General features: G+C 34.2%; 22 protein-coding genes and 2 tRNA genes. 8 read left to right on the top strand and 16 right to left on the bottom strand.

Going from position 1 to position 26,312, the window contains the following annotated elements; genetic code table 11:
* Positions 1–66: 66 nt before the first annotated feature.
* The 9 genes from JS605_RS04715 to JS605_RS04675 all read right to left on the bottom strand — a co-directional run bounded on the left by JS605_RS04715 (position 67) and on the right by JS605_RS04675 (position 15,017).
* Entirely contained in the window at positions 67–2,031 is a 1,965-nt protein-coding gene (locus tag JS605_RS04715; RefSeq protein WP_203256499.1) for a DUF3857 domain-containing protein, read from the bottom strand.
* Between the two features lie 4 nt (positions 2,032–2,035).
* Positions 2,036–3,955: a DUF3857 domain-containing protein gene (locus tag JS605_RS04710; protein WP_239000251.1), complete on the bottom strand. Its 1,920-nt coding sequence runs from the start codon at positions 3,953–3,955 to the stop codon at positions 2,036–2,038.
* A gap of 1 nt (position 3,956) precedes the next feature.
* On the bottom strand, positions 3,957–7,250 hold the full coding sequence (locus tag JS605_RS04705) for a tetratricopeptide repeat protein (RefSeq protein ID WP_203256497.1): 3,294 nt from the start codon (positions 7,248–7,250) through the stop codon (positions 3,957–3,959).
* A 156-nt stretch (positions 7,251–7,406) separates the two neighbouring features.
* A complete protein-coding gene (locus JS605_RS04700; RefSeq protein ID WP_203256496.1) occupies positions 7,407–8,567 on the bottom strand; it encodes a metal ABC transporter permease in 1,161 nt (386 codons plus the stop codon).
* Positions 8,560–9,687: a metal ABC transporter permease gene (locus JS605_RS04695; protein ID WP_203256495.1), complete on the bottom strand. Its 1,128-nt coding sequence runs from the start codon at positions 9,685–9,687 to the stop codon at positions 8,560–8,562. The genes JS605_RS04700 and JS605_RS04695 overlap by 8 nt, the downstream gene beginning before the upstream one ends.
* A gap of 353 nt (positions 9,688–10,040) precedes the next feature.
* On the bottom strand, positions 10,041–10,817 hold the full coding sequence (locus JS605_RS04690) for a metal ABC transporter ATP-binding protein (protein ID WP_239000250.1): 777 nt from the start codon (positions 10,815–10,817) through the stop codon (positions 10,041–10,043).
* Between the two features lie 438 nt (positions 10,818–11,255).
* Entirely contained in the window at positions 11,256–12,173 is a 918-nt protein-coding gene (locus tag JS605_RS04685; protein WP_203256494.1) for a metal ABC transporter solute-binding protein, Zn/Mn family, read from the bottom strand.
* Between the two features lie 13 nt (positions 12,174–12,186).
* Entirely contained in the window at positions 12,187–12,663 is a 477-nt protein-coding gene (locus JS605_RS04680; RefSeq protein WP_203256493.1) for a thioredoxin family protein, read from the bottom strand.
* Positions 12,663–15,017, bottom strand: a complete 2,355-nt coding sequence (locus JS605_RS04675) for a TonB-dependent receptor (RefSeq protein ID WP_239000249.1) — start codon at positions 15,015–15,017, stop codon at positions 12,663–12,665. Before JS605_RS04675 ends, JS605_RS04680 begins: the two co-directional genes overlap by 1 nt.
* A gap of 104 nt (positions 15,018–15,121) precedes the next feature.
* On the opposite strand from JS605_RS04675, the gene JS605_RS04670 reads away from it, so the two are divergent.
* Positions 15,122–15,778, top strand: a complete 657-nt coding sequence (locus JS605_RS04670; protein WP_203256491.1) for a metal-dependent transcriptional regulator — start codon at positions 15,122–15,124, stop codon at positions 15,776–15,778.
* Between the two features lie 50 nt (positions 15,779–15,828).
* Positions 15,829–16,368 carry a hypothetical protein gene (locus JS605_RS04665; RefSeq protein WP_203256490.1) on the top strand — a complete coding sequence of 180 codons (540 nt, stop codon included), beginning with the start codon at positions 15,829–15,831 and terminating at the stop codon, positions 16,366–16,368.
* A gap of 7 nt (positions 16,369–16,375) precedes the next feature.
* On the opposite strand, the gene JS605_RS04660 is transcribed toward JS605_RS04665, so the two are convergent.
* The 5 genes from JS605_RS04660 to JS605_RS04640 form a co-directional block, all read right to left on the bottom strand.
* Positions 16,376–17,257, bottom strand: coding sequence for a 3-keto-disaccharide hydrolase (locus tag JS605_RS04660; protein ID WP_203256489.1), 882 nt, complete (start codon positions 17,255–17,257; stop codon positions 16,376–16,378).
* 117 nt (positions 17,258–17,374) lie between these two features.
* Entirely contained in the window at positions 17,375–17,512 is a 138-nt protein-coding gene (locus JS605_RS04655; RefSeq protein ID WP_203256488.1) for a FeoB-associated Cys-rich membrane protein, read from the bottom strand.
* 28 nt (positions 17,513–17,540) lie between these two features.
* Positions 17,541–19,655, bottom strand: coding sequence for a ferrous iron transport protein B (gene feoB / locus JS605_RS04650; protein WP_203256487.1), 2,115 nt, complete (start codon positions 19,653–19,655; stop codon positions 17,541–17,543).
* Positions 19,648–19,884 carry a FeoA family protein gene (locus JS605_RS04645; protein ID WP_203256486.1) on the bottom strand — a complete coding sequence of 79 codons (237 nt, stop codon included), beginning with the start codon at positions 19,882–19,884 and terminating at the stop codon, positions 19,648–19,650. The genes feoB and JS605_RS04645 overlap by 8 nt, the downstream gene beginning before the upstream one ends.
* A gap of 183 nt (positions 19,885–20,067) precedes the next feature.
* Entirely contained in the window at positions 20,068–20,739 is a 672-nt protein-coding gene (locus JS605_RS04640; protein WP_203256485.1) for an SCO family protein, read from the bottom strand.
* 170 nt (positions 20,740–20,909) lie between these two features.
* On the opposite strand from JS605_RS04640, the gene rseP reads away from it, so the two are divergent.
* The 4 genes from rseP to JS605_RS04620 all read left to right on the top strand — a co-directional run bounded on the left by rseP (position 20,910) and on the right by JS605_RS04620 (position 22,898).
* Complete coding sequence (gene rseP, locus JS605_RS04635) at positions 20,910–22,256, top strand: RIP metalloprotease RseP (RefSeq protein WP_203256484.1); 1,347 nt, start codon at positions 20,910–20,912, stop codon at positions 22,254–22,256.
* Positions 22,257–22,329: 73 nt separating this feature from the next.
* Positions 22,330–22,403: transfer RNA gene (locus JS605_RS04630), tRNA-Asn, on the top strand.
* Between the two features lie 37 nt (positions 22,404–22,440).
* A complete protein-coding gene (locus JS605_RS04625) occupies positions 22,441–22,746 on the top strand; it encodes a GIY-YIG nuclease family protein (RefSeq protein WP_203256483.1) in 306 nt (101 codons plus the stop codon).
* Between the two features lie 80 nt (positions 22,747–22,826).
* Positions 22,827–22,898: transfer RNA gene (locus JS605_RS04620), tRNA-Arg, on the top strand.
* A 3-nt stretch (positions 22,899–22,901) separates the two neighbouring features.
* On the opposite strand, the gene JS605_RS04615 is transcribed toward JS605_RS04620, so the two are convergent.
* Entirely contained in the window at positions 22,902–23,252 is a 351-nt protein-coding gene (locus JS605_RS04615) for an arsenate reductase family protein (RefSeq protein WP_203256482.1), read from the bottom strand.
* A 57-nt stretch (positions 23,253–23,309) separates the two neighbouring features.
* Here JS605_RS04615 and JS605_RS04610 point away from each other — a divergent pair, with 57 nt between their 5' ends.
* The gene (locus tag JS605_RS04610; protein WP_203256481.1) at positions 23,310–23,780 is read left to right on the top strand and encodes a DinB family protein; all 471 of its coding nucleotides are present in this window, start codon (positions 23,310–23,312) and stop codon (positions 23,778–23,780) included.
* 71 nt (positions 23,781–23,851) lie between these two features.
* Here JS605_RS04610 and JS605_RS04605 read toward each other — a convergent pair whose 3' ends face one another.
* Complete coding sequence (locus tag JS605_RS04605; RefSeq protein WP_394369019.1) at positions 23,852–24,652, bottom strand: THC0290_0291 family protein; 801 nt, start codon at positions 24,650–24,652, stop codon at positions 23,852–23,854.
* A gap of 197 nt (positions 24,653–24,849) precedes the next feature.
* On the opposite strand from JS605_RS04605, the gene gdhA reads away from it, so the two are divergent.
* Entirely contained in the window at positions 24,850–26,193 is a 1,344-nt protein-coding gene (gdhA, locus tag JS605_RS04600; RefSeq protein WP_203256479.1) for an NADP-specific glutamate dehydrogenase, read from the top strand.
* Positions 26,194–26,312 lie beyond the last annotated feature (119 nt).

The raw sequence follows: 26,312 nt of genomic DNA, 5'->3' as shown, positions 1-26,312 counted from the left end.
TGAAATTAGCCACAATAAATATACCAAGACATAAGCTGAAAATAAGAGAGTCTTTTATAAACTGCATTATATAGGCTCAAACACCAAAACAACTTTATTGAAATCAGCTGCGCTATTTATAACTGTTCTGTATGCCTCAAAATGCTCTACTTCAATGATGTTTTTTCGGTAATGTTCGTCTGCAGTAATTTTTAATTGGTTACCATCTATTTCGTAATAAGAATCAAAAATTAAAATTTCTTTACCATCCTTTATATGGGTGTTTTTAATGTTGATATCATCTAAATTTGCAATTTTATAACCATCTGGAATGGTAATATTTATAGTTCTAAAATAGCTTCTGGTAAAATCATTTTCAACGGGTAGTACACGTTGCTTTTCCTGATACATTTCTATTTGTCTACCAATAAGTTCTCCTACTTTAAATAGGTATTTTTTACCTGCTTTTTCAGTAAACGCTTCAGATTCAAAATCTAGGACAAAATGTATAGGCTTTATACCAAATAATTCTGGATCTTCATTTACTATCTTTTTGCTGTTTATTGTAACATCTTTATGTAGATTAGTGGCAAAACCTTCAACTAATTCGTCTTTATTTTCTTCCTTTATTAAATTCATTATGGGGTGAAAATACATGCCATAGTACCCAGACATGGCACGGTCTAGCTTTACTTTACAATTCGCAATATTATCTGTTTCAAAAGAGATGTCGAGTATCATTTTATCCACAGTTTTTTCAGCAGGAATAGGTTTTATATATTTTATTTTACCTAATCCAGATGTAAAATCCCCTACTTTTACTTCTTTTATAAAAAGGCCATAATTATCTGTTAAACTTGCTGGTGGAAACCCATAACGCGAATCTAATTTAACGGGAGACATATAGGTTTTGTATGCGTTGAAGTAAATTAAGAAGTCTGTTAGAAAATTATTGGCTTCAAACTCCTTGTCGAATTTTAATTCCTTTCTGTCGCTTGTTAGTACTATTTCGTGTTTAATGCCCAAGTGTTTAAACAATGCCGTGTAGAGTTTTAAAACTCCTGCTTCATTCGCTACTTTATTTTTTATAACCTCATTAAGGTTTTTTAAGTTATCGCTACCACCTTCAGAAATAAAAATATTACTTTTTACATAGAGCTCTAATTTTCTGATAAGAGCTTCGCCCTCTAAACTTTTTTTACCTGTGGCTTCATCAATAAATTTTTTAAGCTGTTTTGTGGTTTTATCTGATATTTCTGGATAATAAAAATTATAAATATTTTGTGCTACTTTACTATACGATGAAATATCTCTTACATTGCTATATGTATTTCTGTCTAGCTTGTAAATTATAGAGCCTTTTAATGCATTGTAGGCAGAAACTTCTTCTTTTAAAAGCCCTTTTAGGTCGTTTATTTTTAACTGCCAATGCAGTTTTTCTTTCATTACTGTATCGCGCTCTACTTCAGGAATACCATTGTAGCTTTTAAACTCGAAAACTAGATTTTTGGGTGCATATAAATCGAATTCCAAATCTTTTATGTTGTAGCTTTTTTGAAGGGTAAGCCGTTTACCACTATATCTAGGGTAGCGTTTAACTACATAAAAATACTCTATAAAACTACCTTTTGTTACGCCTTCAAATGCAAAATATTTGTAGTTTCTACCAGTTTCCTCGTCTTGCGCGGTTAAAATTTTACTCTCGTCTAGCTCAATGATTTTATGGTTTTTAGTAATTACCCTAGCCTTGTTAATTTTTAATTCTGAAGAGTTATTGTAAGGCAAATATACTTTGTTGTATGCTTCAATCTTTTCATCAGAATTTAACCAGTACACCTTATGCTCTAAAAAATATTCTACCAAACCATCGTCTTCAAAATAGAACTCGGTAGCTATTTTATCTTTTACCCCCATAATGTGATCTTCTGTACCTTCTGGAACAGCATACTTTGGTGTTGTTTCCCAATCGTAATCACTAAAAAAGAGGGTGGTTTGTGCAGGGATTATCTGAACGACAAAAAGAATTACAAATAGTAGTTTGGATTTTATCATTATGTTATAATTTTTTAAGAATAATTACTTCTTTATAGGCTTTTTCAATAGTTTTTACCACTTTATCAACCTCTTTTTGCTCCTCTAAGGTTAGATTGATGAAGTTAAATGTAACATCGTGTTTGTATATTACTGTATTTTCACTTACTGTATAACTGATACTGGTACTTATTAAATTGTTTGAGACAGATACATTTTCAGGAATATAATCCACAGTATAACCTTCGGGAATGTTTAGCGTTGTGGTATAGTCAAAATAACTTTTGTAATCGTATTCTAAGTCGTTTTTACGATCGTCGTCCATTTTGTATGGGCTAAGCTCCTTATTTAAATTTAGATTGACGTAGATTTCATCGCCCAATTTTTTAGCGTAGCCATTCAAATTAAAGTTATAGTCTACTATTAAATTTTTATCGTAGTGGAACTTGTTGGTTTCAGTAAAATTTTCAATAATAAATCTGTTGTTACCTTTTTCTAATTGCTTTATGTAAAAGGTTTTTAGCTTTTCTGCTGTATTGGCATATTCTAGGGCGTCAAAACAATCCAATTTACGATACCCGCATATTTCTACTTTAGAGGTGCCTATTAAGTTCTCGCCTTCTAGATTTACAATTGTGGTATCGATTACTGCATTTTTTGCTGCAGGTACTACAGGTACTTTTTTAATTACAAAACCAGATGCTCCTTTAGAGATTAGGGCTTCTTTTCCTTGAATAAAAGGTGTTGGGTAATCTATGGGTATAAACCTTCCCGTAGCATCTAAAAAATACGTGTTATCTGCTGCGTCTGTATAGGATAAAATCATGTGGTTGTCTACAATAGGCGTAGGGACTTCATCATAGCTATAGGGTATTTTTCTGGTGCCTATCCATGTGAGATCGCCTTCAATACCAGCAATTTCTAGCATTTTAAATAGGATGCTTGAGTTGTCTTTACAATCACCATATTTTTTATTAAATACATCATTTGCCTGTCTTGGAATAAAGCCTCCCAAAGCATACTCAAAGGCAATGTATTTTATATTTTTTTGTGTCCAATAATAAATGGCTTTTACCTTTTCAAAATCGTTGGTTTTATCTGCCGTTAAATTTTCTACTACTTTTATTAACTCCTGGTTTGGTTCATCTTTATTGATATCTTTTACTAGCGAGTAGTACCATTGGTATAAATCGTCTACTTTATTTGCCAAAGCTATGGTATTGTTGTTGGCTTTATAGGACGTAATTATTGGAACTATGTGCGGAAATATTTTTTTATAAGTAGGGGAATTATACTCATACTTAAATTTGTCCATGTTTTTTAATTCCCATGTGTAGATAGTTGTATTTCGTTTTTCTTGTTTGTTAAATTTGATGTCTAAATCCTCAGTTTGAAATGCTTTGAATTTTAGGGTTATATTTTTATCTGCTACAATGGTAATTTTGTTATTGACAATAGGAGAGAAATCGCCAAAATAAAACGGACTTAAAAATCGTGGATTTTTTACGTTTTCAGAATATTTTAAACGTGATTTAGAGCCTTTTTGGAGGTTCGGGAAAATGAAGTTTAAAGACTTAGAATCATCATGAAACGATTGATCTAATTCGTCTTTTTCTGAAAACTCCTTGACTTCCATTTCTCTGTATTTTCCATCAGAAAACACGAAAGAGGATGCCTTAACATCTTCTAACTCAAAAAAAGAGGAAAAGTGTAATGATCTTTTTGCATTTCTACTTGCTCCTTCATCTAAATATAAATCTTCCTCAAAATGTTCTTGGGTAATGTCTATGTTTTCATTATTGAGTTTTATGGTAATAGTGGTTTCCTTGTTTAAGGTAACTGCTGTAGCGTTTGGGTATAGTGTTTTGTACCGTTTAAACTCTTCAGACTCTTGAGCTAAACACGTTAGGCTGAAACCTAATAAAAGGCACCATAAAATACGCATCTTAAAAAGTTTGGGTTTTGTAAATATCATCATTAAAGTAAAGCTCTTCTTTGGTTAACTTTCCATTTGTATCGTAATATTTTTTTGGGCCTTCTAAATAGTCGTTCACATAATGGCGCTCTTCTTTAACTTTGCCATTTTCGTGATATTTAGTGGTTACCCCCTGTAATATACCATGTTCGTAATTGTAAACGGCTTTTTTATTTCCGTTAGGGTAATAGTAAGTTATAGTGCCGTTGTAATCCCCATCTATGAAATTTAATTCACTTTCAAGCTGCCCTGAATAATAATATTCTTTGTAAAGATTCACTAAATTCCCATTTTTATATTCCATTTCTCGAGCAACGTTTCCGTTATCGAAAAACGATTTTATTTTACCTGTTTCATTTTTTATGGGAATCATAGGCAATTCGTTTCCTTCAGCGTCATGATAACTGTATCCTATAAGTCTGTTGTGGTTATAAAACCGTATGAGTTGCAATTTTCCTGAATAATCGTAAAATTCCATTCTACCGTGGGTTTTTCCATAGAAGCGTTCTGTTGTTTGGGATGTATTACCATTATTATGATGGGCTTCAGAAACACCAACTATTTTTCCAAACTCATACATTTCTTTTTTATCTAGCTTACCATTTTCATGAAAATCTAATAATTCTCCATTAAGGTTACCATCTCTGTAGTGTTTTACATAACTTTTAGTACCATTAGAATTGTACCATGTCCACACACTATCCATGCTGCCATTGTTGTAATATCCTTCTAATCTGGTGTTTCCGTAATAGTCATAACTAGTATATTTGCCATGTTTTACGCCATTTACATAATCTATTTCTATACCTGTTTTACCATTACTTTGCTTATAATCTACCTTATAATTGTTTTCATCAGGACGGTAGTTAATTTTCCCTAATACATTTCCTTCATGGTCATAATAGGTTTCAGAAAATAGTTTTCCTTGTTTATAGTAATAGGTACGTTCCGGATTTCCATTTACGGCAAAAAGTTCTTGTTTACCATATAGTTTTCCGCTATGGTAAAAGTTAATTTCTTTTAAAGTACCATTAATGTAGTATGTACGCCATTCGCCATGAGCTGCATTCTTTTTGTACCACCCTTGTTTTTGTAATTTACCGTTTATATGGTACGTGGTATAGTAGCCCGTTAAGGAATCGTTTTCATATTGAGATATTGATTTTACTTCTCCGTTGTTATAATAATCAATATGTTCCCCGGTAGCCTTATTGTCAATGTACTTTCCTTTACTTGTAAGTACTCCGTTTTCTGAATAGAATTTCCATAATCCTTTTTTTCCTCCTTTAATATCGTAAAGGCCCTCCGAAAATTTATTACCATGGGCATAATATCCTGCAAACTGAAATTCGCCACCTTTTTTTCGGGCTTCTTTTATAATTTCCCCTTTTTTATTGTAGTATTTATAAGCAATTACTTCGCCTTTACGATAGGTAAACTCACTGATTATTTTGCCATCTGTATCGTAGTATTTATTAATACCGTCTAAAGAACCATTACTGTAAATTTCATCACTTTCTACAACACCATCTCTGTAATAGGTTTTAAATGGACCGTGGTAAAAATCATCAACGCTATTACCTTCTTTATGAATTTTTCCATTTGTATGGTATGTTTTGTATGGGCCGTTTAACTCACCATTGGCATAACTTACTTCTGAAGCTATTTTTTTATTAAAGTGAAAATCTTTGTATTCCCCGTGTCTTTTTCCATCAACAAAAGGAATGTCGGCAAAAAGATCGCCATTGGCATAATATTCCTTAGCGACAGATTCTACTTTACCATCTTTGTAGGGTACATGCCATTCTAATAATTGTTTGCCAACTTTAAAATACGATTGGTATAATCCGTCTAATTTACCTTCTTTAAAATGTTTTTCTTCAATAAGTGCACCGTCATCATTGTAAACCAAATATTTACCGTCTAGTTTTCCGTCTAAAAAGTTTGCCACTATTTTAGGCTTTCCATTATCAAAGAAATGCAGGTTTTCTCCGTTTAATTTTGTGTTTTTATATATGGCTGTTTCTCTTACTTTACCGTTTGTATAATACCAAGTCCATTTTTGGTCGCGCTCTCCGTTTTCATCATAAATACCTTCAGAGGATAATTGCCCATCTTCGTTATAGATAAACCATTTGCCGACTGACGTTTCTCCATTCATTTTCCCGACAGCTTGTGTATAATTATCATAATAATAATTAGAAACTTCTTGAGATTTGCCATCAAACGCTATAGTGTTGGTTTTAAGAATGCTTCGCCATTTACTGTAGAATTTTTTGAGAAAGTCCACAATGTTTTTTTCATTGCTGTTTACAATCTTCTTATATTTTTCATTTTCTATTGGATAGCATAGTGTATAAATAAAGTTTTCAAAAAGATTATTTTCAGCAATCCATTTGTAAAGCATTACATATTTTTTATCCCAAAACCCTTCATAACCTTCAAAATCCTGTATTTGTTGTAATAGCGCATGATTTTGTTTGGTAAGCGAAATTTCAATTTTATGGCCAGTTTTATACTTTTTATTTAGGGCAATTTTGTTATTCAAGATTAAATCCAATTCATCAAAAGCTTCATCGTCCTTGGAAATTTCAATGTCAGGATCTGCTTTATTTTCATTTCTGGAAGCAACAATATTATTTAAAGACTGTAAGGTTGTAAAGGCATCCTCTTCATCTATTATTAAAATTAAATACACATTAAAGCACATTAGGGCTTGTGTAATGCGTTCTTGTTGGTAACAAATATTACCCAATTGCAAATGTGGCCTCGCATAGGTTGGTTTTAAAGTAATTGCGGTTTTATATGCTTGTACAGCTTCTTCAATTCTCGAAGCGTTTTCTAGGGCTAAGCCTTTATTGCACCATAATTCTGCATTTTTTGGATAGGTTTTTAAAGCTTCATCATAAACTTTTATGGCTTCATCATATTTTTCTGTAAGCACATAAATTAAACCTTTATTTATATAAAGTGAGGTATTTAAAGTGGTACAATCTCTTTTTAAACCTTCGTTTACGACATCAATGGCCTCGTCATATCGCTCTGAATTTAACAGGTAGTATGATTTAGTGACTAGTACATCGCAATAAGAAGAATCATTTTCACTTATCGTATTTAATAGCTCTATATTTTTTTTGTAATCCTCTTTTGTGTCTTCATCAGACAGTTGCTCGTAGATATCATCTAAATCGATAAAAGGAATTTTTTCTTGTGCAGAAATTTTGATGGTATATAGGGATATTACCATCAGTAGAATGTATTTCATGGGATTTGTTTAGTAAAATAAAAGTACGAAAACTTAACATTTTGAGTGCTAATGACTTTAACAAAAAAATAATTTTTTGATGAAATACACAATTATAGAGAGGAATGGGATTTTAAATTCATTGAAAGATTATAAATTTGGACGAGATGTAATGACCTATCCCCTAAATAAAAAGAAATCATCTTTCATGGCTTCAATTTGTGCGTCTTTATTTGTAATGATATAGTCGATAGCTTTGGAGGTAAAATCTTCGCCTTTTTCAGTTAAAGACACAACATTCTTTTCTAGTTGAATCATATTGTTTTTTAAAGCCAAATCCAAAACTGTTTTAGAGCGTACTTTGTGCCAATTAATATGTTCATTCAGATGATTAACGTGGCGCTCACGTTCTTCTGTATGATTTTTTAAGTGTAATAGGAAAGTGAGTAGGGACACTTCTGTACGTTGTTGTTTTTCACGATATAATACAGCAATAATGCCTCGGTTTGGAGCAAATAAGTATGTTATTAAGAAGATTAATCCCAACATTGTTGTGATAGATCCAGCAATTGATGCGTCTAGCCAATGTGCCACCCAATAGCCAGAAATGGCACTAAACACGCCAAAGCCGATAGCGTAAATAAGCATACGTTTTAATTTATTGGTTAATAAATAAGCTGTTGCTGCAGGGGCAATCATTAAAGCTACTACAAGTATTGCGCCTACGGCATCAAAAGCGCCTACTGTAGTTATAGAAGACACCGTCATCAATCCATAATGGATGATGGCTGGAGAAAAACCTAAAGACGCAGCTAAGCCAGCGTCAAACGTGCTTATTTTTAATTCTTTAAAAAAGGAGAATAATAGCCCTGTGGTAATGATGAGAATACTGCCTATAATCCATAGGGATTTTGGACCAATATCTACACCTGAAACCATTAAACGGTCAAAAGGCGCAAAAGCCAATTCTCCCAATAACACTGCATCAACATCTAAATGGATGTCGTTGGCGTTTTTTGCAATCATAATCACTCCAATACTAAACAAAGCAGGAAATACCAAACCAATAGCGGTATCTTCTTTTACAAGTCCTGTTTTTTGGATGTATTCTACCAAAACTACAGTTAAAATTCCAGTTAAGGCAGCAAGAATTATCAGTAATGGCGAATTTAAATCTTGGGTAATGAAAAAACCAACTACAATACCAGGCAAGATGGAATGGCTAATGGCATCACTTATCATAGCCATTTTTCTGAGTACTAAAAATGTTCCTGGAATGGCACAGGCAATGGCAACCAAACTCGCAATTAATTGTATTTCCAGCTGTGCGCTACTCATTGTTATTGTTTTGTTGATTGTATAGGTTTGATGCGGTTTTAAAACCATCTTCTGTTAAGCTCCACATACTACCATCAAGTTTTACGTAGTTTTTTTGAACTAATTTTTGCAATGTGCTTTTGGTGTAACCTTGAAAATTGTTTAGAATTTTTATGGCATGCGGATGCGAAATATTATCATGGCTTTCTACGATATTATACATAAAAGCTAAGGTTTTATGTAATTGCAGATCGCGACGGTTTTTTATGACCCTAATTTGTTTAAACAGTAAACCTCGACTTGGAGAAAAAACAAAGGATACTAAAACAAATATGCTAGCAATGATAACAATTACAGGCCCAGTAGATAAATTGTTTTGAGTGGCGCTAATGGCAGTTCCAAAAACCCCAGAAAATGCACCAAAAATGGCGGACAGAAACACCATAAGGCTTAAACTGTTTGTCCATTGTCTTGCGGCGGCGGCGGGAGCCAGCAACATAGCACTCATTAACACAACGCCAACTGTTTGGAGTCCTAGAACGATTGCCAAAACAATAAACGAGGTAATTAGGACATCAATAGTTTTTGTATTGAAACCAAGTGTTTTGGTATAATCTGCATCAAATAGAAGGATTTTAAATTCTTTCCAAAACAATAATAGAACAAACAAACAAATGCCTGTAACAATAGCCATCATCCAAACATCATGTTCTACCAATGTTGCGGCTTGCCCGAATAGATATTTGTCCAATCCTGCCTGGTTGGCGTTGGGTTGTTTTTGAATAAAGGTTAGCAATAACATACCAAAACCAAAGAACAGGGATAAAATCAATCCTAAAGCCGTATCCGACTTTAAATGCGTTTTTTTGATAATGCCTCGAATCCAGAATGTGCCTATGAGTCCGCTGATGAGTGCGCCCAATAGCAATACGTTGCTGTCTTTTGTGCCTGTAATTAAAAAAGCAATAGCAATACCAGGTAAAGCGGCATGCGAAATGGCATCGCCTAATAAACTTTGTTTTCTTAGTACGGCAAAACTACCTAGCATACCTGTAACGGCACCAAGAATGGCAGTGCCGAGTGTTATGGTTCTTAGGGTGTAGTCTGTGAAAACTAGTTTTATATATTCTGTTATGTCCATAATTTTTACGAAATCTGAGATTTTCTCCTTTTCGCATTTTCTATTTTGTCATCCTGAACTTGATTCAGGACCTAGTAATTTATTTATGTTCATTTTACCTTGATGCAAAACGAACCAAAAGATCATGTCAATCTGAGGAAATTGCTAAAAGCAACATTCGTTTTCGAAACTACATGCCAGATGCTTCGCATCGCACTTTTGTTTTTTCACTCATTATTTCAGCAGATTGACGATTCCGATTGTATCGGAATTCGGGACTTGACTTTCTGCTGACTCCATCCTTAGTTCTAACATAAATTCAAATTTATTTTTGAGTTAGTACTGTTTACTGCGACTGTAAACTGTATGCTCTCTTACTCCTGTATGCTCACTTTATAATTAATACCATAAGTTTTGGTAAGGTTATCATCATTAAAAATATCTTTCACGGGTCCAGTAGCAATCTTTTTTACATTTAAGAATGTTACCCAATCAAAATACTCTGGTACGGTTTGTAAATCGTGATGTACCACAATTACTGTTTTACCTGCTTTTCTAAGTTCTTTTAAAATGTTGATGATGGCAATTTCTGTGGTTGCATCTACCCCTTGAAATGGTTCATCCATAAAATAGATAGAAGCATTTTGTACCAGGGCCCTCGCTAAAAAAATACGTTGTTGTTGACCACCGGAAAGCTGACTAATCTGCCTACTTTTAAAAGGTAACATGCCTACTTTTTCCAGCGCTTCTAAAGCTGCCTTTTTTTGTTTTTGACCAGGGCGTTTTATCCAACCTAAACTACCGTAAGTTCCCATCATCACCACATCAAGGGCTGTAGTTGGGAAATCCCAATCTACACTTCCCTTTTGCGGAACATAGGCTACAAGTTGACGCTGTTTGTCGTAGGGCTTATCGTAAATACTAACGCTACCCGCAATGGGTTTTAAAATACCCAAAATAGATTTTATAAGTGTAGATTTCCCTGCGCCATTGGGTCCTACAATGGCCATAAGCACACCCTCTGGAATTTCCAGATCGATATCCCAAAGTACGGGTTTGTAGTTGTAAGCTACAGTTAGGTCGTCTACTTTTACGGCTATCACACCTGCGGAGGCAGGTGTCTCTATTTTTATATTATCATTTTTAGCCATACTTTACTTTTATTTGTATATTCATTTTGCCTTGATGCAAAACAAACCAAAAAATCAAATCAATCTGAGGAAATTCCTGCGGATTATTCGCTCTCGAAACTCCATGCTAGATGCTGCGCATCGCACTTCCGTTTCTTCGCTCATTATTTCTGCAGATTGATGATTCCGATTGTATCGGAAATTGGGACTCGACTTTCTATTATTTTATTTCTTATACTGAATTGTTTTTCAATTTTCTTAATTCCAATATTTAGGCAAATGTACAATTAGTACTGTTTTAACCTTTCTTCTACTGATAATTTAGCCTTGATAATCAATTCTTTGAATTGACTTGGATGTTGACCTTTTTGCTAAATCATTTCTTTATTTCAAATTGCTTTAACTCTTCATTTCTATGCAAGTGTTAAGTTCCTCCCCTTTGGGGAGGTTAGGAGAGGCTTATTTAAGCGCCTCTACAATAGTGTTTACATTATAATCAAACATTCCAATATAAGTACCTTCTACCGTTCCTGCATCGCCTAGTGCATCAGAATACAACTCTCCTCCTATAGTAACGTTATGACCTTTAGATTTTACTGAGGCTTGTAATGCTTCAATGGTGCGTTTTGGTACAGAGCTTTCTACAAAAATAGCTTTTACCTTATTTTCAATGATAAAAGCGGATAGTTTTTGTACATCTTGCACCCCAGCTTCAGTAGCGGTAGATAAGCCTTGTAATCCCACAACCTCAAAATCAAACGCTTTTCCGAAGTAATTAAAAGCATCGTGCGCCGTTACCAAAATACGTTGTGCTTTGGGAAGTTGTGCAATTTTAGCTTGTATGTTGGATTGTAAGCTGTCCAACTGTTTTAAATACGCATTTCCATTGGTTTCAAAATTAACCTTTTGTTCAGGAATGGCATCTGATAACGTATTAACCACATATTGCGTGGCTTGTTTCCAATAGTTGATATCAAACCAAATATGCGGATCATAGTTTGATGCAAAATACTCAGAGCCAATCAATGTCGTTTTGTCTACAGCATCTGAAATAGCAATTGTTTTCTTGTTTTTCATCTTCTCAAAAACCTCAACAAGCTTTCCTTCCAAGTGCAATCCGTTATAAAAAATAATATCTGCATTAGCTAATTTAGTAACATCGCCTTCACTGGCTTTATATAAGTGTGGGTCTACGCCACTTCCCATTAAACCTTGTAAATTGATGTGGTCTCTGCCAATATTTTTAACCAAATCGGTTATCATCGTAGTAGTGGTTACCACGTTTAGTTTCCCATTGGTGTTTTTTTCGTTTTTACACCCTAAGCATAATAACCAAATAAGAGAGAGTAATAGTAATTTTTTTGATAGTGTGATCATATTTTAATGTCAATCATAAGGTGTTTAATAATTGTTTAGATGTGTAATACTCAAAAATACGTTCTTTAATCTGAAAATTTTTATCTAAAAGTAATATTGCGGGCAAAGAAAATGGTTTGTCTTCTCGTGAGGCCAATAATAGAGGCAATTCATGGATGCCGTTGCGTTTTTTCTCAGCTTCCGTATTTACAAAAGTAACACCATCAAATACAATGGTATCTTTGGTTTCTACATCCATTTCTACAGCATAATAATCGGTATTTACTTGTTGTATTACAGATGCATTGGTAAACACTTTGCGTTTCATTTTTTTACAATATGCACACCAATCAGCATGAAAAAAAATTAATACGGGTTTTGGTTCCTCTTTTAAAGCGTTTTCCAGTTGCGACCATGATAACCAATTGATTTTTTCATTTTGGGAAAATGTAGGTAGAATGGAGATACACAACAACAAAAAAAAGACGATATGTTTTATTTTAAACAGCATTAAAAATCTCCAAATTTTAATCCAATAAACACAGTTCTTGGTCTGCTAGGACCATAAACATAATCAGAATCCCTACCAGCACCTGTATCAAAATCACTTTGATAACTATTAAAAAGGTTTTGTACACCTCCACTTAATTCTACATGAAATGTATCTTTGAGATCAAAATGATAGCTCAATTTGGTTGTCATATCCAAAAAGGCTTCAGAATTTACTAAATCAATAAATCCAGAATCACTAATAACGCGTGGTACAATCATAGATCCTGTATAGCTTCCTGTAACATCCAGCTTTAGTGCATCACTAATTTGCCAATTAGAATTTATAAAACCATATACATTTGGTGTACGGGCAAATTCATCTAAAATAACATCTTGTTCTCCAGGTATGCTTCCATCAGTTTCAAACAGTATTTGCTCCTCTTTGTAGATGGACTTTTGAAAAGTGGCACCTACTTGAAAAAATAAATCTGGATCGGGCGATATACTCATTTCAATATTTGCTCCAGCTACGTAAGCTCCTGAGCCATTTCTGGATTCTTCTAAAATAGAACCATTGGGGAGTGAGTTTCCCGTACTTACAATGGTAAACGGATTTGTTAATGTTGTATAAAAACCTTCTACCAAAAGATTGGTTTGGGTTTTGTTGAAATCTTTAGTGAAATCTAAGGAGGCAGTGTAGGCGTTAGAAAATTCACTTTCAAGATTATTTGACAAGATAACAAAACGTTGTTCGCCTCCTACAGAAGAAATGTGCAAATCTTCATTAAAGGCTTGTGGTGCCCTGAAACCTCGGGCATAACCGCCTCTAAACTGGAGTGCGTCTGTAATATTATATAATAATGTTAAACGCGGACTTAATACGGTTTCTGATACATTAGAACTACGAGCGATGTCTTGTATGGTATAAAAACCATCAACATTTACGTTATCTAAACGGGCACCAATAAGTGCCGAAAACTTATCTGAAGGTTTCCATTGGTACTGTGCGTATAATCCTAGGCTTTTTACATTTTGGTCTACCACACGGTTATAGCCAATAATGGCATCATCAGTGTCGTTTAATTGATATTCTACACCTGTAGTAATAACATCATTATTGGTAAATTCATGATTAAATTTAGCTCCTGCTACAAACGCAATATCTTTGGTTACACCAAATGCATTATTTGCTAGTATGGAGTCTGTGGCGGTTCTGCCCCCACCAAGACCACCGTAATAACTATCTCTATTTGTATACTGTAACGAGGTGTATACGCTTAAGTTATTAGTGCGTTCATCATTAAATAATTCGTAATCGAGACCAGAAAACACTGTATTGTGGTCTAATTCTTCAGTAATATCTGTAAACTGAGGGGCTAAATCCAGTTGGCTTCCACCACGTCTGTATTCTCGAATACCAGTAAAATCAAAGCCTATTTTACTGTTGTCGTTAGGCCTTAAAAATGCTTTAGCACCCAAAGAATTGTTGTTTAATTCTGTGATTTCTGTAAATCCGTCTCCATTAGCATCATAGGCATCACGATCACGAAAAATGCCATAAACGGTAATACCACTCATCAAGTCCTCACTAACCACAGAGGCGTTTATATTTACATTTCTATCTGCCGTTGTACCATCAATAATACCAAGTGTGGAATTTACTTCCCAACTGCTATTTACAGGTTCTTTGGTAATTACGTTTATTGTTCCTGCAATGGCGTTGGACCCAAATAGTGCCGAACCTCCACTCCTTACTACTTCTACATGATCAATGATATTAACAGGTATTTGCTCCAAACCATAAACACCATTTAATGCGCTAAATACGGGACGACTATTTACCAAAATTTGAGTGTATTGTCCTTCTAAACCATTTAAGCGTACTTGTGTAAAGCCACAGTTTTGACAATTCGTTTCTACACGCACTCCGGGTTGGTAATTAAGTCCGTCAGCTAAAGAAAGCGATTGTGTAGCTTTAAATAGTTTAGGGCTTAGCACTTTTACAATAACAGGAGCTTCCTTTTTACTGATGCGATTTCTTGTGGCGCTTACTACTATTTGATTTAAACCAAGTGCATCTTCAACTAATGAGAAATTAATGGTTTTAGTTGATCCAGCTGTAAGGGAAATATTTTTACTAACAGAGCGATAGCCTTGAGACTCTACTATTAAGGTAACATTTCCGGCAGGAATAATGAGTTCGTATACTCCGTTTTCATCAGCACTAACCCCTTGTGTGCCACCTTTTACATAAATGCTTGCATATGCAACAGGTAAGTCGTTAGAGGTAATTTTACCTGAGATTTTAGCCCCTTTATTTTGTCCAAAAAATAAACATGGCATCAACAAAAGGATGAAACCGAAGTATTTCATATACATCTATTTTTATGCAAATATAAAACAAAATTTAGATTAGTCTAAAAATTATTTTGTGTTGTATATTTATTATATCTTTGAATTATCTAATTAGTTAAAGAATGATTACGCTCACCGAAGAAAATTATATAAAGGCTATTTATCATTTGGGAAACCAGGGTACCGCTAATGTAAGTACCAATGCCATTGCTAAAGAGATGGAAACCAAGGCCTCTTCGGTTACTGATATGGTAAAGAAACTGTCTGACAAGGGCTATGCAGATTACAAAAAATACCAAGGCGTGTCTTTAACAGAAAAGGGACATATTATAGCTATTAACATAATACGAAAGCATAGGTTGTGGGAGGTGTTTTTGGTGGAGAAATTAAATTTTTCTTGGGATGAAATTCATGATGTTGCAGAGCAACTAGAGCATATAAAGTCTAAAAAGTTGGTTACACAATTAGATGCTTTTTTGGGCTATCCAACACACGATCCGCATGGTGACCCTATACCTGATGCCTCAGGAAAAATAAAGAAGATTGATAAAATTTTATTATCTGAAGCTAAAGTTGGTGATACTTGCATTTGTGTAGGCGTTATCGATTCTTCTACAGAATTTCTTCAATATTTAGATAAGCACAGCATTGCTTTAGGATGCCATTTAAAAGTTTTACAAATTGAACCTTTTGATAATTCTATAACCATACAAATGGCAGATAAATCATTGGTAATATCAAGTTTAATTGCAAATAATTTATTTGTTAAGGTGGCTTAAGGTTTGAAACATTTGGTATGGTAGTTGATGCCTTTTTGTAAACCATACCAATGAAACCAATACAATTATTATTATCTTTTTTGCTTTGTGCCTCATGCATTCCGTTAAGAATAGCTCCTAGTATTGAAACCGATAAGGTAATGGTTGCCAAAAAGTTTAAACGCCAGTTACCTAAGCAACATGCATTTATTTTTGAAGACCCAAAAGATGCAGATGAATTTTATAATTACATTAACACGAAATACGAATTGTACCATCAAAATGTTGAGTTTAATGTTCCTTTTGAAATAAATGGTAAATCGTTTTACTTTTCTTTTTATGAAGTAGAGATACCAACAAAAACACTAAATCTTTTTCCTGTTGTTGTTGATGCCGTACTAGAGAATAAAGAGTTGGAGCCGATGTTTGAAGATGTTTATACTTCTAGAAAAGGCAATTGGTATGTGGTAATTACAGTTGTTGATGATGCGTTTAATGATGCTCTATCAGGATCATGCCCAGATAAAACACAAATAGTAAACTACTTAAAGGCAATGCGTACAGAATATTTAAATACGCATAATTATTTAGAGGTTTTATTCAAACAATAGGATAATATTACTCTCTAAGTCTTACCTTTTCTTTAATAAAATCTGGAAACTCAGTAATTGGGGTTATCGTCATGTTTTTATAGTAACACTCGGCCGCTTCTGATTGAATTTGTATTTGTCCTTCAGTCAAAGGTTTATCGGTTTCTGGGTTTATTGCATTTTCAACAACCATAACAATGTTACCATTTACAACATGCACAGCATTGTTACCAATAACATATAGCTCTAAGTGATTCCAACTTCCATGTGGGTTTTGAGGTTCTAGATACGCATGGATATAACCTTTGCCTTCAAAATAACTGTTGGAATTTGGGTTGTATTGCTTCTTTTCATCAGTAACATCGCCTCTAATCATAACTTTAGGCCCTCCAGGATTTGGTTTAACAGCATTTGCTGGTAGTGAGATGAAATCGCCTAGGTCTGTTTCCTGTACCTGAAACTCTAAACAGGTTTTCCAGGTATTCCAAAACCGTCCGTAATCGCCATAGCTATGGTATAAAATCCCAGAGTCTTTTCTTCTCTCCAATCGAGGCTCCCATTTTTTTACACCCCACCTAAATAGGGTGCTAAAGTGGTAGTTACTATAGTTGTCTTTGGTGGTTATACACCCGTAGATTTCTCCGCTAATATTTAATATGGTTTCTCCAGCTATATTTGTTGTGGTAAATACGTGTTTTATATCGTTGTTAAGTCCAAGAGGTGTTCCTTTTCTAACATCATCTGATTGATAAGTATCCTCTGGCAAACCAACAACGGTACTATGAGGCACACCAATAAAGGTATTAAAATTTGTGAGGTTGGCATCTAATAAATTAATGGTTTTATCTTGGGCATACGCGTACATAGAACACAATACAGCTACAATATAAAGAACGGGATTTTGCTTCATCTTATAAAAAGTTAGAAATAAGAATATTTAAATTTTAAGACAAAATAGTCATATAAGTTGAACTATTGGGACGTTCAATCTTCAAATTGTATTTATATTACTTAAAATTTTAGCAAATTACTGATGGCAACCACAACCATCATTTCCACAGGCTTTTTTTGCTTTTGGTTTTTTCCAGAAGAATTTTTTAACCAAAAACATAACAGCCAAAGCCACAGAGGCAAGCATCAGTATGTTTTGAAATATAATATTCATAATTATTATGGTTGTATTTTCAATCGTATTATTTCAAAAACTGAAACGCAATTAACGCCACAAGATACGCAAAACCACTCATTATTACCAATTGTAGTGTAGGCCATTTCCAGCTATTGGTTTCCTTTTTTACAATAGCCAATGTACTCATGCATTGCATAGCAAACGCATAAAAAAGTAATAATGAAATACCAGAAGCTAATGTGTATACTTTAGAGCCATCACTAAACACCTCTTGTTTCATTTTATGTTTTATGATGGATTGCGATTCGTCTTCATCATCCATATCATTCGCACTTCCAATGCTATAAATGGTGGCTAATGTCCCTACAAAAACCTCTCTTGCTGCAAACGATGTTACCAAGCCAATGCCTATTTTCCAGTCGTAACCCAGGGGTTTAATTACGGGCTCAATGGTTTTGCCAATAATTCCTATATAGGAATGTTCTAATTGAAACTCTGCTACCTTGTCGTCTAGAACCTTACCGCTAAGATTGGGGTTTTCTATTGTTACTATATCTTCAGCATTGTTAAAATTATCCCCGGGACCGTAAGAGGCTAAAAACCAAAGAATGATTGAAATGGCGAGTATAATTTTCCCAGCTTCAAACACAAAGGCTTTTGTTTTTTCAAGAACTGTGATGCCCACATTTTTAAGTAATGGTAGTTTATAAGTAGGCATCTCTATAAGAAAATAGCTTTTACTCTTTATACGTAATACTTTATTAAGAAGCATTGCAGAGAGGATGGCGGTTGCAAAACCAAGTAGGTATAGTAGCATTAGGGTTAAGGCTTTATAGCTAAAACCTAAAAAACTACCCTCTGGAATAACCAAGGCAATAATAATAAGGTATACTGGTAATCTAGCAGAGCATGTTGTAAAAGGCGTTACCAAAATGGTAATCAAACGCTCTTTCCAACTTTCAATATTTCGTGTAGCCATAATTGCAGGAATTGCGCATGCTGTACCAGAAATTAAGGGGACAACACTTTTTCCGCTGAGTCCAAAACGTCGCATAACCCTATCCATCAAAAACACGACACGGCTCATATAGCCACTCTCTTCAAGGACGGCAATAAATAGAAATAAAAAGGCAATTTGTGGAATAAAAATAACGATACCTCCCAACCCGGGGATAATACCTTCAGCAATTAAATTGGTAAATGCTCCCGTAGGCAATGTATTCTTTGCCCATTCACTTAAACTGGCAAAAGCGCTATCTATCAAATCCATTGGTGTTTCGGTCCAATCATATATAGCTTGAAACATCAATAGTAATATAAATGCAAAAATGGCATAACCCCATATTTTATGGGTTAAAATTCTATCTAATTTTATACGTAGGTCTTTAGCTTTGCTTAAATCTACAGTTAGTCCTTTTGCTAAGGCTTCGTTAATATATTGGTAGCGTTTAATAGTTTCCTTTTGCTGCAAACGTTTTAAATCGCTTTTACTTTTAGTTTTAAAATCGGCTACCGCATCAAAGGCTTTCCTGTCTACTTTTCCAAAATTTACATCTTGGGTTATTACCAACCAAAGCTTATACAATAACTGGTTTGGAAATGTCTTTTTTAAGTTGCCAAAGTAAACAGGGTCTATGGTAGTAGTATCTATACAAGGTTTAGAAGATACTGTCCCGTAATTGGTTATTAGCGCTTTAAGGGTGTCTATACCTTCATTTTTTCTGGTGCTAACTAGTGCAATTTTGGTTTGCAGTTTCTCCTCTAGGTAGTCAATGTCTAAAGTAATCCCTTTATAGCTCATACGATCTGCCATATTAATGACAAGTATCGTTGGGATTTCCAAATCCTTTATCTGGGTAAAAATGAGTAAATTTCGTTTTAAATTCTCAACATCGGTAACTACAACAGCAATATCAGGGAAATCCTTGTCATTTTTATTTAGTAGCAATTCAATAACAACACTTTCATCAAGAGAAGAAGCATTTAAGCTGTAGGTTCCGGGTAAATCAAGTATACGTGCTTTTACGCCTGTTGATAATTTGCAAACACCTTGTTTTTTCTCAACTGTAATACCTGGATAATTACCAACTTTTTGGTTTAAACCTGTTAAGGCATTAAATACCGAGGTTTTTCCAGTATTGGGATTTCCTATTAAAGCAACATTTATCTGTTTACCCATGCGTTACTTTTTCAATTAAAATGTGAGTAGCAGTTTCCTTTCTTATGGCAAGGTGTGTACCATTCACGTTTAAATACATAGGGTCTTGTAATGGGGCCACTTGCAAAAGCGTTACAGGGTTTCCCGGTAAACATCCCATTTCCAGAAGTTTTAGTGGTATTTCTGTAGAAGATACATCAGTAATCACGGCATGTTCCCCTCGTTTTAAATCTGCTAATGTTAACCCCAAACTTATTTAGATTGATTTTAAAGAAGCAAAAATACAGCAAACTTCTTTTGTTTAAAAGTTAAAGTGTAATTATTTGGGCGTTGCCACAAGGGTCGGGCTTTCACTACTCAATCCCTCCTATGTCGGGGATTTCATCCCGCACATGCGGGACAATCCCTAACGCAAAGATAACATAGAACATATTTAATTATATTCTTTTTTTAAATGTGCAATATCGTCAAGTAATTGCTCTATATCTTCTATACTAGTCCCATCGTAAAACCCGCGTATTTGTCTCTTTTTATCAATAAGCATAAAGTTTTCGGTATGCACCATATCAAAAGGTCCCCCATCACCACTGGTTTTTACAGCTAAATAGCTTTTTCTGGCCAGCTCGTAAATTTGTTTTTTATCGCCAGTCACTAAATTCCATTTCTTATCATTTACACCTTTTTTTATAGCATATCTTTTCAATTGTGCTACCGTATCTATTTCTGGAGTAACCGAATGTGATAAGAGCATAACTTCATCATCATTTATAATTTTTTCCTGAATTTTAACCATGTGATCTGTCATAATAGGACAAATAGTTGGGCAGGTGGTAAAAAAGAAGTCTGCAACATAGATCTTGCCTTTGTAGTTGTCTTGAGTAACAGTTTCCCCGTTCTGGTTGGTCAAACTAAAATCGGCAATCCTGTGGTATTTTTTTTGGTGTTGTATGGTGCTATCTACTAACACAGGGTCTACTCTAGATGGTGCATAAATATCTAGTGGTTGGTATGTGTTTAATGTATTGTAGATTAATGAGATAATGATGATGGAGATAATGCCAAAAACAATGGCAAATACTTTGTAACCTTTAAAAAAAGATAGCATTTTTAAGCATTTTGGATTAAAGTTAGTGCAAAAATACAATGATTTTAAATCGCATGAAACCAGCGCTTCACTTAAATTACTGTTAAAACACATAGCAATCGTTCAATCGCTTTTTAAACTAGGTTGAAAACCTTACTTTTGTGCGGTTATTTTAAATCTGAAAAGATTCTATGGATTTTATTATAAAAATATCTCAATTTTTATTGAGTTTATCCTTACTTATTGTGTTACATGAACTTGGGCACTTTATACCTGCCAAAGCGTTTAAAACAAGAGTAGAAAAGTTTTACTTGTTTTTTGATGTAAAGTTCTCGCTGTTCAAAAAGAAAATTGGTGAGACCGTTTACGGTATAGGTTGGTTGCCATTGGGTGGTTATGTAAAAATATCAGGAATGATAGATGAGAGTATGGATACTGAGGCTATGAAGGAAGAACCTAAACCATGGGAATTTCGTTCTAAACCTGCATGGCAACGTTTAATAATAATGTTGGGCGGTGTAACGGTTAATTTTATTTTAGCTATTCTTATCTATATAGGGATGAGCTATGTTTATGGCGATATATTTTTACCTAACGAAAATATTAAAGATGGTTTAGAAATCGAAAGTACCGTTGCTAATAAGGCAGGCTTACAAACAGGAGATAAGATTATTGCTGTAGATGGAGAAAATATCAATACATTTTCTGAAATAACAGAAAAAGTACTTTTTGGAAAAGAAATTTTAATAGAGAGAAACGGAGCACAATCCACTATCCAAATGCCTCAAGATTTTCTATCCCAACTTATGGATGCTAAGGAACGAGGATTTATTAACTTAAGACAACCTTTTGTTGTGGTTGAGGTGCCAGATACATCAGCAAATGTTTCAAGTGGACTTAAAAAAGGCGATATTATAATAGGATTAAATGATTTTAGAACAAAGTATGCTGATCAAGTAAGATCTGGACTTGAAAAATTTAAAGGGCAAGAGGTTAGTGCTACGATAAGAAGAGATAATTCTGAGTTTACAACGCCTTTAAAAATTAGTGATGAAGCAAAATTAGGTTTAGTATACGCTCCTCAATCTACTTCTGAAACATTAGAAGCTCTAGGTTATTATAATTATCAGGTAAAAAAATATGGATTCTTTGAATCTTTTCCTGTTGGTTTGAAAAAAGCTAAAGATAAACTATCGTCTTATTGGGACCAGTTAGGTGCTATTTTTACACCAAGTACTGGCGCATACAAAGGTGTTGGAGGTTTCAAAGCTATTTATGATATTTTTCCAAGTTTTTGGAGTTGGCAAGTGTTTTGGAGTATTACAGCCTTTTTATCCATTATGTTAGGGGTTCTTAATTTGTTACCAATTCCTGCTTTAGATGGTGGTCATGTGATGTTTTTACTCTATGAAATGATATCAGGTAGAAAACCAGGAGACAAGTTTATGGAGTATGCACAAATGGTAGGATTCTTTATTTTAATAGCCTTGGTTTTATTTGCCAATGGTAACGATATTTACAAAGCTATTTTTGAGTGATTTTTTTAATCATTAAGTTTGTTGTAAATAAAAATTAATATATATTTGCGCTCGCAAAAGCGAAACATAACCTTCCTCAGTAGCTCAGTTGGTTAGAGCATCTGACTGTTAATCAGAGGGTCGCTGGTTCGAGCCCAGCCTGAGGAGCGAAAAACCTTAACTAAAACGTTAAGGTTTTTTTATTATGTATTATATCTACGTTTTATACTCCGAAACTTATGACAGGTTTTATATAGGTTCGTCCAATAACCCATGGAAACGTTTGGAGACGCACAATTCAATAAAGTTTACTACTTACACATCAAAATATAGGCCTTGGACGTTAAGGGCAGTTTTTGAAGCTGGATTTACTAGAGGAGAAGCGGAAAAGTTTGAGAAATTTATAAAGAAGCAAAAAAGCAGGAAGCTTTTAGAGAAGTTAACTGATAAAAATTTCATATTAGAAGGTTATTTAGCTCAGTTGGTTAGAGTCCCGCACCTGCGGGATTAATCAGAGGGTCTATTGTAGATACGGGAAATACCTGAGGAGCGAAAAGCCTTAACATTTTTAGTTAAGGCTTTTTTAATTTTGGCTCCATAGTTCAAGGGATAGAACAAAAGTTTCCTAAACTTTAGATCCAGGTTCGAATCCTGGTGGAGTCACATTTATTTCACTGCGTTTTTTACAGCTTCTACAGTTTTCTTGGAATTACCAATAAAAATACTGTCATCTATAAATATTACTGGTCTTTTTAAAAAGGTATAATGCTCAAGAATGTAATGCTTAAAATCTTTCTCTGTTAAATCTTGATTTTTCAAATCCATTTTTTTGTAGAGTTGGGCACGTTTACTAAACAAGGCTTCGTAACTACCAGCCAGTGCTTTCATCTCATCTATCTGAGTAACAGTAATGGGTTCAGTTTTTATATCCTGTAGTGTAAATTCAGAAGATAAATTGAGTGTTTTTAAAATTCTTTTACAAGTATCACAAGTCTTTAAATAATATACTTTTTTCATGGTTTTATGTATTTCGAAAAACAAATTAAAACTATATTTATCGAAAATTTTAATTTTATGGATTTTACATTTCAAGTTCTGAACAATACCAGAAGTATTTTAAAACAAATTATTGAAAACAATACGCTAGAGGATTTAAATAAAGTCCCGCAAGGTTTTAATAATAATATAATTTGGAATATAGGGCATGTTTTGGTTTCAGAGCAACTATTAGCGTATAAATTATCTGGTTTGGACACTTCACTAACTGATGAAATGATAAATACATATCGAAAAGACAGTAAACCTAAGGGAAACATATCTCAAACTGAAATTGACGAAATAAAAAGTTTACTCTTACCCACTATAGAAAAAACTAAAAAAGACTACAACGATACTATTTTTAAGAACTACAATGCATATACTGTATCCACAACAGGCAATACTTTAAATAACATTGATGAAGCTTTACAATTTATAGTAATTCACGAAGGGTTGCACTACGGTTATGTATTGGCACTTTTAAAAGCAATCAAAAATTCTAAGTAGTAATTTCTTTAGATAAGGGTTCCTATCTTGTAATTTACAGGCAAATGAATACCAAATAAAGCGGAGATTAACTAGTTTAAGTAGTAGATATAGCCTACGTTGAGCCAAAGTAGCCAATCATTATTTTTGTTATCAACAAGATTGTGATTTAACCCGTCCACCCAATCATCAAAATAATATTGCCATCTTAAATCAAGCATAAGGTCTGAAAGTTTACCAACCTTATACCTAAATCCAACACTAGCAACAGTGGACCATGTGCTTCCAGGAGCAGGATCAACTGATCCAGGTGCCCAATTAGAATAGAAATTATTAGGGTCTCCTATGTTTCCAACATCATTAGTGCCATTATCATAGGTTGTTATAACCTCAGGATTAAATGAAGTGTAGTGGATACCTAAACTTACGAATGGAGCTAAACGGTAACCATAAGCTTGAAACGAACGAATACTTAGGGGGAAAAATTCTAGTTGGGTACCAATATCCAAGTTTTTAGCATAACCAGTGTGGCCTCTAAGTCTATCTGCATTATCACTAGTTCTGTCTGGTTGAACCCATCTACCCAAATGCTCTAGTTTTGTTTTATTCCATGAAATCTCATTTCTTAATTTAAAATGATCGTTGAAATATGTGTCTGTTGAATAGCAATTACAATCAGCTCTGTAAGAGAAATTTATATAATGTACTAATCCAATTCCAATACCAGAATTGCCAAAATTGGTACGTTCATCCTGACGGCTACCAAAATCTGACCTAAATTGCACAGGACCTGTAATAACGCCTATTTCATGCGAAAAGCCTAATTGAGAGTGTGATGTTTGCCACAAGGCAAACACACAGAGAGCAAGAGCTAAACGTTTTAAGTCAAGCATCATAAAGATTATATTTTCGAGGCGTTAGCGCAACAAATATATAAAAAGCCGATGAACTACCAAATTATTCTGATGAAGCGCATTTAGCTTTTGTATTATATTGCGAAAAATTAAAAAAAAACTTAAATTTTTTAAAGATAACGTATCTTTGCACTTCTAAATTGTATATTCATTAAAAATTAAACATTTATTGATACATGAAAGAAATTATTGCAGATTTTTTGGATTTGGTAAAGGAGCGTAATGCTCATGAGCCAGAATTTTTACAAGCGGTTGAAGAAGTGGCAGAAACCGTTATTCCTTACATTGTTCAAAATGACATTTATTATGGTAAAAATGTCCTACTTCGTATGGTAGAGCCAGAACGATTAGTTTCGTTTAGGGTATGTTGGGTTGATGACAAAGGAGAAATTCAAGTTAACAGGGGTTACCGTATTCAAATGAATTCTGCTATTGGCCCATATAAAGGAGGCTTACGTTTTCATCCCACAGTTAACGCAAGTATTTTGAAGTTTTTAGCTTTTGAACAAGTTTTTAAAAATAGTTTAACTACACTACCAATGGGAGGAGGTAAAGGAGGTAGCGATTTCGACCCAAAAGGAAAAAGCGATAATGAAATTATGAGATTTTGTCATGCCTTTATGAGTGAACTGTTTAGGCATATAGGTCCAAATACTGATATTCCAGCAGGTGATATCGGTGTGGGACAAAGAGAGATAGGATTTTTGTTTGGTATGTACAGAAAACTAAGAAATGAATTTACAGGAGTACTCACAGGTAAAGGAATGACTTGGGGAGGATCTCTCATTAGACCAGAAGCTACAGGATATGGGACTGTGTATTTTGCTGAGAATATGCTAAAAACCAAGAATGATAGTTTTGAAGGAAAAACTGTTGTGATATCTGGTTCAGGTAATGTTGCGCAATATGCGGCAGAGAAATCTATACAGCTAGGAGCTAAAGTGGTTACGCTATCAGATTCTTCAGGGTATATTTATGATGCAGAGGGAATAGATGCCGAAAAACTAAAATTTGTGATGCATCTTAAAAATGAAAAAAGAGGCAGAATAAGTGAATATGTAGAAGCATATCCTGATGCAAAATTTTCTAAAGGAGAAACTCCTTGGAATGAGAAATGTGATATAGCTTTACCTTGTGCTACACAAAACGAATTGGATGGTAAAGATGCGAAAGCTCTATTGTCTAATGGGTGTATGTGTGTGAGCGAAGGTGCAAATATGCCTTCGACGAAAGACGCAATTGCCGAATTCCATAAGGCTAAAATTTTATTTGCTCCAGGAAAAGCATCCAATGCAGGAGGTGTTGCTACATCGGGCCTAGAGATGACGCAAAACTCACTCAGATACAAGTGGACCAGAGAAGAAGTTGATAAAAAGCTTAAGGAAATTATGGCTGATATACATCAATCTTGTACAGACTACGGTAAAGATGATAGTGGTTATATCGATTATGTAAAAGGGGCAAATATAGCAGGCTTTGTAAAGGTTGCAGATGCAATGTTGGCTCAGGGAGTTGTTTAAAACAATGAAGTAGATTATACTTAGATTTTTAAATTACGATAGAAATAAATTGAACCAGAGTGTTAACACCTCTGGTTTTTTTATTTAGGACATATTTTTTTTAGATAATACTCGTTAGT

The organism is Hyunsoonleella ulvae, assembly GCF_016827605.1.
GTDB classification, from domain to species: Bacteria; Bacteroidota; Bacteroidia; order Flavobacteriales; family Flavobacteriaceae; genus Jejuia; species Jejuia ulvae.
The sequence above is the reverse complement of the archived record's forward strand: the minus strand, read 5'-3'. Positions and strand labels throughout refer to the sequence as shown.